General features: G+C 35.6%; 16 protein-coding genes and 2 pseudogenes. 12 read left to right on the plus strand and 6 right to left on the minus strand.

What is annotated here, in order from left to right:
* Positions 1-33: 33 nt before the first annotated feature.
* The 8 genes and pseudogenes from G6R40_RS00150 to G6R40_RS00185 all read left to right on the plus strand — a co-directional run bounded on the left by G6R40_RS00150 (position 34) and on the right by G6R40_RS00185 (position 8,244).
* Positions 34-1,368 (plus strand): TolC family protein, encoded by a 1,335-nt coding sequence (locus G6R40_RS00150; protein ID WP_165130402.1) that lies wholly within the window; start codon positions 34-36, stop codon positions 1,366-1,368.
* Between the two features lie 25 nt (positions 1,369-1,393).
* Positions 1,394-2,446 carry an efflux RND transporter periplasmic adaptor subunit gene (locus G6R40_RS00155; protein ID WP_165130403.1) on the plus strand — a complete coding sequence of 351 codons (1,053 nt, stop codon included), beginning with the start codon at positions 1,394-1,396 and terminating at the stop codon, positions 2,444-2,446.
* 25 nt (positions 2,447-2,471) lie between these two features.
* A pseudogene (locus tag G6R40_RS00160) lies at positions 2,472-2,827 on the plus strand (four helix bundle protein).
* Positions 2,828-2,857: 30 nt separating this feature from the next.
* Positions 2,858-5,959, plus strand: a complete 3,102-nt coding sequence (locus G6R40_RS00165; RefSeq protein ID WP_165130405.1) for an efflux RND transporter permease subunit — start codon at positions 2,858-2,860, stop codon at positions 5,957-5,959.
* Entirely contained in the window at positions 5,960-6,409 is a 450-nt protein-coding gene (locus G6R40_RS00170; protein ID WP_165130407.1) for a DUF2141 domain-containing protein, read from the plus strand.
* Positions 6,410-6,418: 9 nt separating this feature from the next.
* The gene (locus tag G6R40_RS00175; protein ID WP_165130409.1) at positions 6,419-7,327 is read left to right on the plus strand and encodes a hypothetical protein; all 909 of its coding nucleotides are present in this window, start codon (positions 6,419-6,421) and stop codon (positions 7,325-7,327) included.
* A gap of 89 nt (positions 7,328-7,416) precedes the next feature.
* Positions 7,417-7,698 (plus strand): helix-turn-helix domain-containing protein, encoded by a 282-nt coding sequence (locus G6R40_RS00180; RefSeq protein WP_165130411.1) that lies wholly within the window; start codon positions 7,417-7,419, stop codon positions 7,696-7,698.
* A gap of 39 nt (positions 7,699-7,737) precedes the next feature.
* Positions 7,738-8,244 carry a BT4734/BF3469 family protein gene (locus tag G6R40_RS00185; RefSeq protein WP_228455878.1) on the plus strand — a complete coding sequence of 169 codons (507 nt, stop codon included), beginning with the start codon at positions 7,738-7,740 and terminating at the stop codon, positions 8,242-8,244.
* An 18-nt stretch (positions 8,245-8,262) separates the two neighbouring features.
* Here the strand turns inward: G6R40_RS00185 and G6R40_RS15070 are convergent, their stop codons facing one another.
* The 3 genes from G6R40_RS15070 to G6R40_RS00200 all read right to left on the minus strand — a co-directional run bounded on the left by G6R40_RS15070 (position 8,263) and on the right by G6R40_RS00200 (position 9,583).
* Positions 8,263-8,388, minus strand: a complete 126-nt coding sequence (locus G6R40_RS15070; protein WP_228455879.1) for a helix-turn-helix domain-containing protein — start codon at positions 8,386-8,388, stop codon at positions 8,263-8,265.
* On the minus strand, positions 8,381-9,121 hold the full coding sequence (locus G6R40_RS00195) for a hypothetical protein (RefSeq protein WP_165130413.1): 741 nt from the start codon (positions 9,119-9,121) through the stop codon (positions 8,381-8,383). The genes G6R40_RS15070 and G6R40_RS00195 overlap by 8 nt, the downstream gene beginning before the upstream one ends.
* A 267-nt stretch (positions 9,122-9,388) precedes the next feature.
* A complete protein-coding gene (locus tag G6R40_RS00200; protein ID WP_165130415.1) occupies positions 9,389-9,583 on the minus strand; it encodes a hypothetical protein in 195 nt (64 codons plus the stop codon).
* 307 nt (positions 9,584-9,890) lie between these two features.
* Here G6R40_RS00200 and G6R40_RS00205 point away from each other — a divergent pair, with 307 nt between their 5' ends.
* The 4 genes from G6R40_RS00205 (at position 9,891) to G6R40_RS00220 (ending at position 14,127) form a co-directional block, all read left to right on the plus strand.
* The gene (locus G6R40_RS00205) at positions 9,891-10,172 is read left to right on the plus strand and encodes a helix-turn-helix domain-containing protein (protein WP_165130417.1); all 282 of its coding nucleotides are present in this window, start codon (positions 9,891-9,893) and stop codon (positions 10,170-10,172) included.
* Between the two features lie 99 nt (positions 10,173-10,271).
* Complete coding sequence (locus G6R40_RS00210; RefSeq protein ID WP_165130418.1) at positions 10,272-11,744, plus strand: DUF3945 domain-containing protein; 1,473 nt, start codon at positions 10,272-10,274, stop codon at positions 11,742-11,744.
* A 21-nt stretch (positions 11,745-11,765) separates the two neighbouring features.
* Complete coding sequence (locus G6R40_RS00215; protein ID WP_165130420.1) at positions 11,766-13,871, plus strand: type IA DNA topoisomerase; 2,106 nt, start codon at positions 11,766-11,768, stop codon at positions 13,869-13,871.
* Positions 13,872-13,908: 37 nt separating this feature from the next.
* The gene (locus G6R40_RS00220; protein ID WP_165130422.1) at positions 13,909-14,127 is read left to right on the plus strand and encodes a hypothetical protein; all 219 of its coding nucleotides are present in this window, start codon (positions 13,909-13,911) and stop codon (positions 14,125-14,127) included.
* Between the two features lie 38 nt (positions 14,128-14,165).
* On the opposite strand, the gene G6R40_RS00225 is transcribed toward G6R40_RS00220, so the two are convergent.
* The 3 genes and pseudogenes from G6R40_RS00225 to G6R40_RS00235 all read right to left on the minus strand — a co-directional run bounded on the left by G6R40_RS00225 (position 14,166) and on the right by G6R40_RS00235 (position 16,572).
* Positions 14,166-14,468, minus strand: coding sequence for an AAA family ATPase (locus G6R40_RS00225; RefSeq protein WP_228455880.1), 303 nt, complete (start codon positions 14,466-14,468; stop codon positions 14,166-14,168).
* Positions 14,469-14,571: 103 nt separating this feature from the next.
* A pseudogene (locus G6R40_RS00230) lies at positions 14,572-15,775 on the minus strand (IS256 family transposase).
* Between the two features lie 110 nt (positions 15,776-15,885).
* The gene (locus G6R40_RS00235) at positions 15,886-16,572 is read right to left on the minus strand and encodes a hypothetical protein (RefSeq protein ID WP_165130426.1); all 687 of its coding nucleotides are present in this window, start codon (positions 16,570-16,572) and stop codon (positions 15,886-15,888) included.
* Positions 16,573-16,658 lie beyond the last annotated feature (86 nt).

Here is a 16,658-nt window from a genome sequence, read left to right on the forward strand (position 1 = left end):
AAAATAATAAAAAACAAAAAAATTTGCTCAATCATGTTAGTGAACACTCACAAACTACTTATTATTCCGTTGATATTTATCGGGTGGAATACTGTTCAGGCACAAGAAGTCTGGACACTGAGACAATGTATTGATACGGCACAGGTCTATAACAAAACCCTGCAAATCAACAGAAACCATATCCGCATCAGCGAACAAAGGGAAAAAGAAGCAAAAGCCAATCTCATTCCGAAAGTTACAGCCAATGCCGATTACAAATATTTTATGGAATTGCCTACACAGCTAATGCCGATGAATGCACTCAATCCGCAAGCACCCGAAGGGCAATTCAGAGATTTGCAATTTGGTGTTCCGCACAACATCAATGCAAATGTGCAGTTGGCAATGCCGTTGTATAATCCGCAGGTTTATGGAGCGATTGAGAATACAAGAATTGCCAATGCACTGACACAGCTTCAATTTCAAAAATCGGAAGAACAGGTTTTATACGACATCACTACGCTGTATTATAACGCTCAAATATTGAAACATCAATTGGATTTTTTGGAAAGCAATCTGATAAATACCCAAAAGCTCTTAAAGAATATGGAACTTTTGAAAGAACAGTTATTGGCAAAGGGAACAGATGTGAGTAAAGTGAAATTGCAAGCCGAGCAGTTAAATACCCAAAGGGAAAACTTTCACAATAAATACATTTCAATTCTAAATGCACTAAAACTGAATATCGGTATCCCATTGGAGCGAAATATTACCGTTGTTTCTGAAATCGAACAGCAAACCTTGACGGAAAATAATGTAGAAAATATATTGGATTTGAAGATTATTCAGACACAAAACAAACTATTGAACAGCGAATTGAGTACGTTTAACAAATCACGATTTCTACCCTCGCTTAATTTGATTGCTTCCTACGGAACAACAGGTTTTGGCTACGACAAAACCCCAAATGACTTTCTGAAATTTTATCCCATAGGCTTTGCAGGCTTGCAACTGACTTACCCGCTTTTCAACGGAACAGTTACACAGCGAAAAATAAATCAAAAAAAACTGGAAATCAGCAATAACGAATTGCAGGCTCAACTGATTGGTGATAAAAACAAAATGGAAACTGAAAATGCTTTAAGGCAAAGAAAGATTGCACAGCAAACAGTCATCAATACCAAAAATCAAATCACTTTGGCTCAATCTATTTATGAGCAAACCATTTTACAACAAAAGCAAGGTACGGCAACACTTACCGATGTTTTATTGGCTGATAATGCACTTCGTGAAGCACAGCAAAATTACCTGTCGGCAGTTATAGATTATCTGAAAGCGGATTTGGAGCTAAAAAAGCTGGCAGGAACAATTACATCAATTAAGAATTAAGAGTTAAGAATTATAAATAAAGAATATGAAAAAGATAATCGGGATAATTGCTTTGATTGCGGTAATAGCACTTGTGTTTTTTAAGTTGAAAAACAATAAAGAAACTACCGAAAGCAAGGTGTATCAGTACGACAAAGAAAAACCGATTACTGTAAGTGCTGACACCATTCGTTTGCAGACTATTGATGATGCAACTACTTATACAGGCACATTTGAGCCGAACAAAGAAAGCAAAATCAGTACGGATATACAAGGAAAAATCAATGCTGTTTTGGTAGATGTGGGAAGCTATGTTTCCAAAGGACAAACACTTATTCAGTTGGATAATTCGTTGTTAAAGTTACAACTGCAAACGGTTGAAGTGCAGATTGAGGGTTTGGAAGACGATGTAAAACGATACACCATTTTAACGGAAGCCGATGCCGTTCAGGGCATACAATTGGAAAAAGCAAGATTGGGATTGAAATCTGCAAAAGTTCAGAAAGCGACTTTATTGGAGCAAATCAGTAAAACCACTATAAAAGCACCTTTCAATGGTGTGGTAACTGCCAAGCTCAATGAGGAGGGCGGTTTTGCAGCACCGGGTATTCCGTTGCTACAAATTACGGATATAAGCACTTTACGTTTTACGGTTAATGTTCCCGAAAATGATTTGGTGCAGTTTCAAAACAATCAAACCTACAAAATCAATGCTGATGTTTATCCCGATATTTCCCTTTCGGGAAAAGTAATAATGACAGGAAGCAAAGCCAATCTGGGCAATAGCTTTCCGGTACAGTTTCAGGTTACTAACACCAAAAACTTAACCATAAAATCGGGAATGTTCGGCAAGGTAAATCTTTCTGAAAGCAAGCAAGAGCAAGGTATTCTTATCCCTACATCTGCCATTACAGAAGAAAATGGAAAAGCGAAAGTGTATCTCATAAAAAACGGAAAAGCCGTATTGCAATCTATTACCATATCAGGAAATATCGGCAATAGAACGATTGTATCAGACGGATTGGCAACAGGCGATATTGTGGTAACGAATGGCTTTATCAATCTGTTTGAAGGAGCAAATGTGTCAATTAAGAATTAAAAATTAATAGTTAAGAGTTAAGAATATGAAAGAGGATATCATACAGCAAAAGAGTTTCGCATTTGCAATAAGAACAGTAAATGCTTACAAATATCTACAATTAGAGAAAAAAGAGTTTGTTTTATCGAAACAGCTTTTACGTTCTGGAACGAGCATTGGTGCTAATATAGAAGAAGCAACAGGAGGTCAATCTAAAAAAGATTTTATTGCGAAAATGTCCATTGCATATAAAGAGGTAGAGAGACCAAATATTGGATAAAACTCTTAGCTGCAACTGAATATCTTGAAAGTGATATGTCGAAATCATTATTAGATGATACAGAAGAATTGTACAAAATACTTTCTTCCATTTTGTTGAGTTCAAAACAAAACAATTCTTAATTCATCATTTTTAATTTTTAATTGAACAAAATGAATATTACAGAAATATCAATCAAACGTCCCTCGCTGATTATCGTACTTTTCAGCGTATTTGCCCTGTTGGGAATTATCGGCTACAAGAATTTGAGCTATGAACTGATGCCCGATTTTAATCAGCCTGTTGTAGTAATCCGAACGGTTTATCCCGGTGCAGAACCCAACGAAGTGGAAACTTCCGTTTCCCGAAAAATTGAAGATGCACTTTCCAATTTGGAGGGTGTAGATTATTTGCTTACCAAATCATTACCCAATGCTTCAATCATCATAGCCAACCTGAAATACGGAACGGATTTGGACAAAACAATGCAGGACGCTCAACGCTATATTGACAATATCCGAAAGGACTTGCCTAACGATATTCAAAACCCTGTAATGAGCAAAGTATCGCCTAATGATTTGCCGATCATGTCGGTAAGTGCAACAAGCAATTTAGAGCCGACAGTGTTTTATCAAAAAATGAAAGACGATTACCTGCCACAAATCCAACAGCTAAAAGGAGTGGCAGAGATAACCATTTTAGGTGGGGAAGAAAGGGAAATTCAAATCAAGGTAGATAAAGAAAAACTGAAGCTCTATAAAATTTCTTTGTACCAGGTTGTGGAAGCCGTCAATCGTTCGGGGATTGATTTACCTGCCGGAAAATTGCAAACCGATACAGAAAATAATTCGGTACGTTTGGTAGGAAAGTTCAACACCATTACGGACATAAAGAATGTTCAAGTTGCTATGCCTTTTCCAAACAGCCCTGTTTATGTGAAAGATATTGCAGAAGTAACGGACGGTATTAAAGAAACCGCTTCTTACAGCCGTTACAATGGTAAAAACGGTATTGGTTTAATGATAAAAAAACAAGGCGATGCCAATGCCGTTGATGTTTCAAAACTGATTAGAGAAAAATTTCAGTCCATTGAAAAACAAAATACCAATGCAGATGTAAAATTTGTAGTTACGGATGACAGCACCGATAACACCATTGCAGCCGTTAATTCGGTGGTATTTGACTTGATTTTAGCCGTTATTTTAGTGTCGTTAGTAATGTTGCTGTTCCTGCGAAGTTTCAGAAACTCACTGATTGTGTTGGTCGCTATTCCTACTTCCTTAATTACCGCTTTTGCCGTGATGTGGCTTTTGGGCTATACGCTCAACCTGATGACTTTGCTGGCGATGTCTTTAATCATCGGTATTTTGGTGGACGATGCTACCGTAGTTTTAGAAAATATCCAACGTCATTTGGATATGGGTAAAGAAAAAAGAACGGCAGCTATGGACGGAAGAATGGAAATCGGTTTTTCGGCATTGTCTATTACATTGGTTGATGTGATTGTGTTTCTGCCGATTTTATTCTTACAGGTTTTTGTTGCCGATATGCTCAAACAGTTTTCGGTGGTGGTTATCACTTCTACACTTACCAGTTTACTGGTAGGTTTTACTTTAACGCCTTGGCTGGCTTCACGCATCGGGAAAAAAGAAGATTTGCAGCCGACTAATATCTTCAACCGTTTTTTGCTTTGGTTTGAACATCAGTTAGACCAATTTATCAATTGGTATGGCAGAACATTGAATTGGGTTTTACATCACAAACTCATTTTTACAGGATTTGTTTTGTTGCTGTTCGTAGGGACGGCAGCAATGATGAAACAGGGAATTATTGGAAAGGAACTCATTTCCACAGGCGACCAAGGGAAATTCCGTTTGGCATTAGAGTTTGATAAAAGTACTTCCATTCAGCAAAACAATTTGGTTTCAAAAAAAATAGAAAACTATATTTTGAAGCAACCCGAAGTTGAAACAGTTTTCAGTAATGTGGGCGGACCAAGCACCGGTATTGGAAGTTTGGGAGTTGGCTCTGCCAATAAAACCGAATTTACCATTCAGCTAAAATCCAAGAAAGAAACAAATCATCTCTCTACCGAAACCTTTATGCGTAAATTGAGAACTGATTTGCAAAAAGAATATTCAGGCATCAATTTTTCAATGATAGCATTAGGCTTAATTCCACGTTCTGCACCGATAGAAATTACATTAAGCGGAAGCGACTTAGACCAGGTAATGCAGACAGGTAATGACTTAAAAACAGTGATTGAAAAAATACCCGGAGCAGATAATGTACGGCTTTCGGTAGAAGCAGGAAGTCCTGAATTAAAAGTAATTCCCGACAAAAACAAAATGCAGCGTTTGGGTTTGAATACGGCTTATGTGGGAATGAATTTGCGTACCGCTTTTACAGGAAATGACGATGCCACTTTAACGGAAAACGGAACAGAATATCCTGTACGGATTTGGTTGGATAAATTCAGCCGTAAAAATTATGATGATGTAAACCAACTCAACATTATAAATCCAATGGGCATTCCGATTGAAGTTTCACAGTTTGCAACTATTGAAAGAGATAATTCGCCTTCGCTTTTAGAACGAAAAGACCGACAACCTGCCGTTACCCTAACTGCTGATGCTTTGGGTCGTCCTTCGGGAACAGTTGCCGATGAAGTCGTAGCTTATGTAAAGAATAATCCCTTACCAAAGGGCATTGAAATGACTTGGGGGAGCGATATTAAACGGCAAAACGACAGTTTCGGGGCCTTGGGTTCGGTATTGCTAATTTCATTCTTACTGATTTATTTGATTATGGTAGCATTGTACGACAGTTACATTTATCCTTTCGTTGCATTATTTGCTATTCCAGTAGCAGCTATCGGAGCATTTTTAGCCTTGAATTTATCGTTAAGCAATTTGAGCTTATTTGCTTTGCTCGGCTTAATTATGCTAATGGGATTGGTAACAAAAAATTCTATCTTGATTGTGGACTTTACCAACCAGCTCAAAGCCGAGGGCAAACATTACAAAGAAGCATTGATTACCGCAGGAAAAGAACGAATGCGACCCATTTTGATGACAACCTTATCTATGGCAATAGGAATGTTGCCCATAGCATTAGCCAGCGGAACAGCAGCCGAATGGAAAAACGGTTTGGCGTGGGTAATTATTGGCGGTTTGCTCTCTTCATTGGCATTGACGGTTTATTTAGTGCCAATGGTTTACTACGGAGTAGATAGAATGAAAGAAAAATTGGGTTCAAATAAAAAACAACAATAAATGAAAGCAACAATTTTTATTATACTGACAGTTGGGTTATGTTTTTTTCTCTGTTCATTTTCGGAAAATCAGGCAGAAACCTACATCTTGACCGTTAAGGTAGAAAATTTACGAAATTCAAAGGGTGTTGTTCAATTCGCCCTCTATAACAAAGATAATTCAATCCCCGATGAAGATTACAAAAAATATTACCGATTAGAGAAAGCGAAAATCGGAAATGGGAAAGCCGAAATTACTTTTAAAAATCTGCCCCAAGGGAAATATGCCGTAAATATTTTACACGATGAAAACAATAACGGAAAGATTGATAAAGGTTTGCTTTTACCCAAAGAGGGAATTGGATTTTCTAATTATCAGTCAATAGGGTTAAGAAACAGCCCCAATTTTTCCAAAGCAAGTTTTTTATTAAATGTAGACAAGACGATTAGTGTAAGGATAATTTATATGTAAACAACAGAAATGATAAACAATATTCAAATAAAGCAAACCGTTCAATTTCCCGAACAAACGGCAGTTCCGAAAGAGCAGTCTGAAAATGCTTTGTTTGATATTTTGCAGGAAAACGTAAAAGATAATGATACCTATTGTCAGGAACTCATAAACAGAATACTAAAACTTCCTTACGCCAAATTGCCCGATTTCTTTTCTCATCATTGTGATTTTGTGGAAGACCCGATAAAATGGCTGAACAAGTTTGAAAAGCTGATTTCAGAAAATGAAGAACTATTTGTTTGCACTACCAAGCGTGGACGGATGATGAAGTGTTACACTATTATAGAAAGTAAACGGAAAGAATTAGAGATATTAAGAAACAGGCACACCCACGCCAAACCACCAATGCAATACATCAATGCCGAATGTGAAGAGCGGTATTTTTCATTCAGAGAAGTAAAAAGTAAAGTAAATGCAATGGGCGATTATACAGATAAAATAATGTTTTTGACAAATGAAAAGTTCGATTACGAACAGGCAAGTATAGATTTTATTAACCCAAAACTGCCCGATTATTCCGACCAATGCCAAAAGGAAATAGACCAGATACAGCATTTAATCCGTTTAACCGATGAATTTTCTAAACAACAGATGCAGAAGAATACAAACGGCATTCCTTTCAATAAATTAAAAATCAACTGTAATATCAATCAGTTAGTAGATATATTTTACCAACTGCACAGGGAACTGTTTACAGACGGCAAACCCATTATTGACGGCAATATAAATGATTTTGTTGCAGTCATTGTAAACAGCTTTGTAGATAAAGACGGCAGGGAATTAAGTCCCGAAACCGTAAAAACAATGCTTACACCGTCAAAGACCGATAAACGTCCCAAGCCCCACAAAAGAATAGACATTGATAAAATGTTGTAAATAAATCTTGTCCCGAAAGACCAAGTACGGACATAATGACTTTTTTATGTTGCTGTCCTTTGCTTCCATAATCATAAATATTTATACAAATGGAAGCAATTATTTTAAGCAAAGACCAATACACAGAATTGGTAGCAAGGTTAGACGAAATCGCAACACGTCTTAATGCAAAGAACGAACCAAAAAAGGACACGTTTTTAGACAATCAGGAGTTTTTAATGCTGATGAAAATTTCCAAACGTACAGCTCAAACGTGGAGGGACGAGGGGCGTATTTCATTCAGTCAGGTAGGCAACAAAATTTATTACAAGCTGTCAGACGTTGAAAAACTGTTGCAGGAACATTACAACAAAGCATTTGCTAAAAAGTAGTGCAGGTAAGGGTTTCACAACAATAAAAAACGTTTGATTATGGTAGTAAGTATTTTTAAAAACTTCAATGAAGTGGTAGAGAACCAAAAAATCATTGAGGTACTCAACGACATCAAAACAGGTAAGTATATCAATGTGATAACTTATTTAAGAAAGTCATTGGCAGAAAGCAAAATGGAAGCATACGAAAGGGCAAAGAAATCTTTGCCCGCTTTCAAGCCTTCGGCTTCCTTTAAAGGTGGCAGGAAATTAGAGTTTGTTACTGCATATACTCAAATTGTGGTATTAGACATTGACAAGCTCACAAAGGAACAATTAACCAATGCTAAAGCATTGGCACAGGAAACGCCTTATACTTATTCGGCTTTTATAAGTCCGTCAGGTAATGGGTTAAAGATTTTTGTAAAAGTCAATTCATCACAAGAAAACCACAAAGAAGCCTTTATAGCACTACAAAAATTCTATGAAGATTTTTTAGGATTGCCTATTGACAAATCAGGCAAAGACGTTCCAGTTCGGTTTTATCGTCTAAAACCACTTCTTTAGGCAGACCCCCATCATAATTTATAATTTGGCAATCGTCATATCAAAGAGTTGCGCTATCTTTTGGGCTTCTTCAATAGCCAAACTTCTTAATCCTTTTTCAATTTTAGAATAAGCAGACTTATCAACACTAATATAGTTAGCCACTGTATTTTTGTGGGAGTTTATTATTTTCAGCGCAGAAATTTTCCAGTGAGCCCATGCTAAAATGAGTCATTACTGAATACATAGTACTGAACACAGTATCATCAGATATTCTTATAAATGGTTTTTCCTGAACAGGATTTCCTAATAAAAAATGATCAACCTCAGCATCCTTTAAATCACCAAATTCAAAACTTATTTTTTGAAATATTTCCTTTAATCTATCCTCGGAAATGCTTGTATAAGTAGCTAAATTTTTTAAATCAAAGGAGAATATTTTTTCTAAAAAGTAATCAGAATGCATAAGGAACATCGCTTTAAGGTTTCGAAGATTTTTACCGAAATGTTTCCATAGATGATCATGATTTTCCTTAGGCATTTTATCAACCGGAAAAAGGGATTCATAGCTTTCGATAACAGATCTGTAAGAAGATTGCTTACAAAACTCTACTGTTTTGAGTCTATGTTCGTTAATCTTTTCCTCTACTATCTCTGTCATTTTATATAAAAGTTCTAAAAAATCGACTGGATCAAAACCATGATGATCTATAAAATTGGACGTTATTTTTTTTGCAATATCTAAAGTGATTTTCTTCATTTTGTGATCATAAGACCAATTTCGAACAGCTGTTGTATGCATAATCATTTCAGTCCGAAGAAGATGATGAGGAAGATCTTCAGCTGTTAAGACTGTATCAGGAAAATGCAATTGTTTGGTTCTGTATAATTTGCCCATTTCCTGTAAACTTTTTTTGAAATTACTAACCTCATTAGAAAACGGTGCTGCCTCATAAGATCTAGGCATCGTTAGTGCAAAAGCCTGCAATAATTCTTGATAGAAAGCAGGAAATTCTAATTTTCCTTTTACAGCTTCCTCATCATATCCTGCTTCAGATGTTAGGAAATAGTAAAAGCAAAAAGAGAGTAATTTGGGCTGATCATATTTTTGAAACCAATCCTGAATACTTTTATATTGTTTAGGAAATTTTTCGGCGGCAAGACTTCAAAATTCTCTTACTGATTCAAGTCGCTCTTCCACGGTATTTTCTAAATCACTTATAGATGCTTCAAAATATTTCATTTTAATCGGCGCTGGAGCAGAGCTATTATTCTTAAAATCTGAAGAATTTATACTACTTTTTGTAGATCTTTTTCCTTTTTGAGATGACTTACTATTTTTTCTTTTTTTGCGTGACATTTGTTATTAGTTTCATATAAAATTAGGATTTTTTTTAAAAAAAATATTGAACAAAATCGTAGGGATTATCTTTAGTAAAACATATTGATTAAGGATAAAATCGTGAGAAATGACACTATAATTTTTCATCAAAATAAATTTGAAAAATAAAACAATCAATATTTGACATATTTCGAAACTGTATTCAATACAGAAATTTCATCGTTACTACGAAAAGGTAGTGATTTTATCAGATATTCATAACTGAACTTTACCTCACAAAAGTTGATCAGCTGTTCAAAACATTTTAACATCAAAAATCACAGTTATGAATATCGAAAGAACAGAATTTTTAGCATGGATGGAAAGGATCATGGAACGATTCGACATCCTTAAAGAACAAATTATGTCCAATCAATCCAAGTTTATTGAAATCGATGGTGAAGTGCTGCTTGACAATCAGGATGTACTGCAACTCCTAAAAATAAGCTCAAGATCCCTGCAACGTTATCGTACCAATAAAAAACTACCATATTACACCATTAGTGGTAAGCTATATTACAAACTTTCTGATGTACATCAACTCATCAGAGAATGTTTAAGTTCCTAATTAAAGAAAGACAACGAAAGCCAATGATGTAGCTATCCCCTTAGTTTCCAAAGATTCGAATTGTTTGAATCTAATTTCACTGAATTAAATCTATTTACAATGGAAGAATTAATAGAAAATTCAGATAATGAAATCAAGCCAGCATCAGATACACTGTTAGTCCTTAACATCCATAACAATAAAATCGAGATGGTTCAAGGCGTTGATAAGGAAGGGAATCTTCAAAAATTCCCACCCGAAGAAAAAAAAGAAAATAACCAGTTGATTAGAGTTGATAAACATGGAGATATTTTCTCCAATTTCTTTTCCAATTTCTACAGGCAACTTAAAAATCCCACCCGTTTCAATTTTTTCAAGGTCTCAGAATATGATGCTTTGAAAACAGCTAAAGATTTACAGCAATATGTTAATCAGGCTAGTCCCGAAGAAAAGGAAAAGCTGAAAGACTATGATGTATCACCAAAAAATACAAACCCATTAAAAAATAAGAATACAATGGAAAACAACACAGACAATCAGGAATATCGTTTTCAGCCTGAGCAAATCGACTGGAAAACAATGGAGAAATTCGGGCTTAATCAGAAGAAGCTTGAAAAGATGAATGTAATGGATTCATTACTCAGAGGGTATAAGACCAATACTTTGATTCCTATCACCATTAATTTAGGAACAGCAGTTAGTAAAATGGATGTAAGGTTATCACTTCAAACCAATGACAGTGGAGAAGTTGCCGTCAATATTCATGGTATAAGAAGGGAGCCAAATCTCAATCAAAAATTTTTGGGTCACGAGTTCAGCGATGAAGACAAGAAGAATCTCAAAGAAAACGGAAACATGGGAAGAGTGGTGGATTTGGTCAATCCTAAAACCGATGAAATTATTCCCTCAGTTATCAGCCGAGACAGGTTAACAAACGAGCTTGTGGCTTACAGGGCAGAGTATATGAAAATCCCTGAAGAGATCAAAGGTGTTAAATTGAATGAACATCAAAAACAAACTTTATTGGAAGGAAAGCCTCTTTATCTGGAAGGAATGATTTCTAAGAAAGGTGATCCGTTTGACGCTACCTTGCAGTTCAATGCCGATAAGCGTTACGTGGAATTTATTTTTGAAAATAATCAAAACCAGCAAAAATCACAGCAGCAGTCCTTTCAACAACAACAACAACAACAACAACAACAACAACAACAACAACAAAATAACGGAGAAGCTCCAAGAATTTTCAGAGGCAAAGAATTGGATGATGCACAGTACAACAAATTTAAGGCAGGAGAGACCGTTTACGTGGACGGGCTTACCGACAGTAAGGGAAAATCTTACCAAGGTTACATTACTTTTAACAAAGACACCTCCAAAACTGATTTTTCGTTTACGAATCCCAATCAATTGAAAGAAAAAGCGCAGACAGAAGAAGAACATAAAACTCAGAAAGCGGTTAATACCGATGGTAAGACAAATGAAGCGACAAAAAATGTGAAAGACGCCTTAGAGCCTAAACAGCAACAATCCACCAAAAAACAGCAAGAGGTTCAACAGAAAAAGCCAACCCGATCACGAGGCCGTAAAATGTAGTCTAACTAAAAATCCAAACTTATGAAATGTATTATTGCAGAAAAACCCAGTGTTGCCAGAGAGATTGCCCATTTGCTAAATGCCAATGAAAGAAAAGAAGGTTACATTCAAGGTAACGGCTATTGTGTTACCTGGGCATTAGGGCATTTGGTTACATTAGGAATGCCGGAAGATTATGGGATAAGAGGTTTTGACAAAGCCTCTTTACCTATCTTTCCCAATCCTTTCCAGCTCACGCCCAGAAAAATAAGACAGACAAAACAATACGCTCCTGATCCTGCCGCAATGAAACAGCTGAAAGTCATTAAAACATTAGTCAATCGATGTGACAGTATTATTGTTGCAACCGATGCAGGAAGGGAAGGAGAGCTTATCTTCCGATATATTTACGAATATCTTGACTGTAACAAACCTTTTGAACGTTTATGGATCAGTTCCCTGACCGAAAAAGCCATACAGGAAGGGTTTAAAAAACTCCAGCGAGGATCAAATTTTGACGGCTTATCTCAGGCAGCAAAAGCCAGAAGTGAAGCTGACTGGCTAGTGGGAATCAATTCTACTCAGGCACTGAGTATTGCTGCTCATCAGGATATCTATTCGTTAGGGAGAGTTCAGACTCCCACATTAGCTTTAATCTGTAAAAGATTTGAAGACCATGACCAATTTACAAAACGAAAATATTGGCAGATCCAATTACAGCATCGTAAAGATTATATCAATTTTACAAGTCTATCAAATCTGCAATGGGAAGAAAAGAAACAGGCAGAGCAAGTTTTTAAATCCATAGAAAGAGAAGGGAAGATTATTGTTGAAAATGTTGCTGTTAATCCTGTAAAAGAACAGTCTCCCTTGCTTTTTGATTTGACAGAACTTCAAAAGGAAGCCAATAGAAAATTGGGATTATCGGCGGATGAGGTACTAAGTAGTGCTCAAAGCCTGTATGAGAAGAAATTTATTACCTACCCAAGAACAGGAAGTAAATATATTCCTGAAGATCTTTGGCCAGAAATTCCCGAGCTTGTTAGAATACTGAATATGACTGAGCAATTCAAACCGGCTATTTCAACTTTAAAATTTGGGAACTTCAATAAACGAATGGTCAGTAATTTAAAAGTCACGGATCATCATGGACTTCTGCCGACCACAAAGCTTCCATCAGCTTTAAAAGCTAGTGAAAAAGCCATTTATGATATGATTGTTTATCGATTATTAGAGTCTTTATCAGAACATTGCTTAAAAGAAGTCAGACAGATAATTGTCAAAGTCCATCATTATGAATTCAGCACCAAAGGTTCAAGGATTATCCGTAAAGGATGGCGTTCCATCAAAGGTATTTTGTCTGACATTAGTGACTCAGATAAAACTATTAACAATCATCAAAACACCCACGAAACCCTTAAGGAACTTCCAGAATTCAAAGTTGGTGACGAACTCAAAATCTCTCAAATTGAGTTACAGGAAAAAAACACCCAGCCGCCAAAACTTTATACCGAAGCTGATCTCTTATGTGCCATGGAAAATGCAGGCAGACAGATTGAGGATAAAGACCAACAAAAAATCTTGCAGAACATTGGTATCGGAACATCTGCAACGAGAGCATCCATTATTGAAACACTTTTCAGCCGAGACTACATCATCAGAAAAAACAAAACATTAGTTCCCACTGAAAAAGGTTTGCAGGTTTACAAGCTTGTCAAAGATAAAAAAATAGCCAATGTGGAAATGACTGCAGAGTGGGAAATGGCTTTACATCAAATTGAGAAGGGAGAACTCGACAAAGATCAGTTCATTAATGAAATTCAAGCATACACGAAAGAAATTACCCACGAACTCTTGTCACTCCACATACCCCAAGAAAATATGCCGGAACTAAAATGTCCGAAATGTAATCAACACAACTTAATCATAAAAGAAAAAGTTGTCAAATGCCCTGATGAGCAGTGCAACTGGATTTTATTCAGAATCATCTGTGGAGTTCAGCTCAGCGTCGAATACATAACTTCCCTCATCAACAATAAAAGAACAGCACTCATTAAAAATATGAAGACCAAAAACGGCAAAAAGTTCAGGGCATACATCGTTTTGAAAGATGACCACCAAAGCATATTTGAATTCCCCGATCACTAAATTTATTCTAAAAATAAGTATCTTAGAAATAAAAATTATGAAAGTTTTTTTATGTTACCAAAACGGATCAATAGAAATCAAATGGAACCTCCCATTCCTCCCCCGTATCGGAGAATATATTTCAACCACTGAACTTTTATCGGAGAAAGAATCCAAACAACTACGAGCCAAAACTGATTATCTCAAAATTATTAACATCTCATGGTTTCTGTATAAAGATGGCAGACAGTCTTTTGTGGAAATTCTGCTTGAGTAATCGGTAAATAGAATTATTGTGTACAGGCTATTATAATATTAAGCATTTTGACTGCTTCCCAACAATGCCGCTATAAAAGAAACTCCATTGCTCTCCAGTTTCTCAAAAATATTTTTTGTCGCCGAATTATTGCTTGAAACAACAGCCACACTTTGATTATTCATCACCGCATTGGCGATAATATTAAGAATGGTCTGTGTCTTTCCTGTTCCTGGTGAACCTTCAATTACACTTAACGGATTTGAAAATGCATTGTCAACTCCAGTTCTCTGACTTAAATTAAAAAAACGGAAAGATTCCAATAGGAGAGGCGCAGTAATTCCTACTAGGTTCTTTTCCATTGAGGAAATTGTAAAGAATAGATGTCGCAGGAATAAAAGATATCTTCCCATAACTAGACACTATCCCATAAAGTGTGTAAGTTAAAAAGTTAGGGCTTGGATTTTATAATCTGAGCCTTTTGTCAAAAATAATCATAAATTGGTTTAAAACAATTCCCCAATTGTGAATAGGCATTGTCCACTTCTTAGTAGATTCTTTGAGAGCTAAATAAACAGATTTCAACACGGCATCATCGGTAGGGAAAGACATTTTGTTTTTGGTATACTTTCTGATTTTCCCATTCAGATTTTCAATGAGATTAGTGGTATAAATGATTTTTCGAATTTCAAGTGGGAATTCAAAAAAGACGGTTAATTCATCCCAATTGTTTTTCCCAGATTGAATAGCGTACAAATATTTACTTTCCCACTTGGTTGCAAAATCTTCTAAAGCTGCTTTTGCAGCATCTTTGTTAGGTGCTGTATAAATGTGTTTCATGTCGGCAGAAAATTCTTTTCTATCCTTCCAGACTACATATTTACAAGCGTTCCTGATTTGATGAACCACACAAATTTGAGTTTGAGATTCAGGGAAAACCGAGCGAATAGTCTGAGTAAAACCATTAAGATTATCAGTAGCTGTAATCAAAATATCCTCAACTCCACGAGCTTTTAAATCCGTTAAAACATTCATCCAAAAACTGGAAACTTTCGTTTTTTCCAAGCCACATACCAAGAACATCTTTTCGTCCTTCTCGGTTTAATCCAACGGCTAAGTAAATGGTTTTGTTGATGACTTTTGAGTTTTCTCTGACTTTAAAAACTATTCCATCCATCCAAACAATAAGATACAAATCGTCTAACGGTCGGTTTTGCCAAGCAACTACTTCATTGGCAACAGCACTAGTAATTCTGGAAATGGTGGAGGTAGAAACATCAAAATCATACATTTCTTTAATCTGTTCTTCGATATCCGAAACGCTCATTCCTTTAGCATAAAACGAGATGATGATGTTCTCCAAACCATCAATAATATTGTGTCTTTTGGGAACTAAGGTGGGTTCAAAACTACCTTCACGGTCTCTGGGAACTTTAATCTCCGATTCTCCAAATGAGGATTTTATTTTCTTAGTTCCATGTCCGTTTCGGTAATTTCCACTTAATGTTTTTTCGTGTTTTTCATTGTCCAGATGGCTGTCTAATTCAGCATCTAGCATATGTTCTACTGCTTTTTTGTGCAGTTCTTTGAAAAAAGTGGTTAAATCTTCTCCATTCTTAAAGGACTTGTAAAAATCCTTGTTGTTTAATAATTCTTCTTTGTCGATCATAACTATGTAATGTTTAAAAATAGTAAAAAGTTATTTCCGAAAAATTATTTGAGCTTTGAGGGCTCATAATTTTTCAGAATAACTTTTCAACTTACACAGTTAGTGGGACGCTACCCATAACTATTGGCAAAAATATTATTGCATTCCTCTGTCTTCAAACCAACACTTTCTGCAATCGCCTTTAGATAATAAAAAATATTACCGGCTCTCTTACTTTGAATAGCAAATCTCACCATTTTAATTCTATGTTGAGGATAAGAATAGGCTTTAACACTATTTTTATATACTACTACACATTTATTGCCCTCAAAAGAATAAGATTCTATCTCGTCACTTATGTCTTTATTATCTATGTATAATGCTTCTCTTCTAACGTTTGTGTATAAATGTCTATAATAGTGTGCTAATCTAGATTCATGTCCTGTAAATGGTGCGTACTTAATATGAAGATCAATTTTCCCCGAGTTTAAATCAAAATCTTTCTTTCCACCAAAAGTTTCCTTATGTTCCTTTCTCTCATCTTTTAACTTAGCTCTACATTCCTTTATAAATATTTTATATTCATCTTCATTAATTAATTGTGAAAATGAACCAAAAAAGAAAAATCTATATCCGATTTTTAAAATAATATCATTTGGAACTTGCAAAGAATCTCCCATATCTTTACAAAAAGATAAACATGCGTTGAGCTCTTTAACCATTGAAACAAATGTCTTTCTTCCTTCAACTACTCTTTCAATTTGTGTTTTCGTTATAGTTTCATTTAAAGTATCACAAGAATTATGAGTAGTTGACAAGTGTTGTATTTCTTAATTTAACGTCTAAATTCTTTTCTTAAATGTTGTGGTTTAGTTATTAGTTTCATTGTATATTCTAAGTGGTA

Source organism: Chryseobacterium sp. POL2, from assembly GCF_011058315.1.
In the GTDB taxonomy this organism is placed as follows: Bacteria; Bacteroidota; Bacteroidia; order Flavobacteriales; family Weeksellaceae; genus Soonwooa.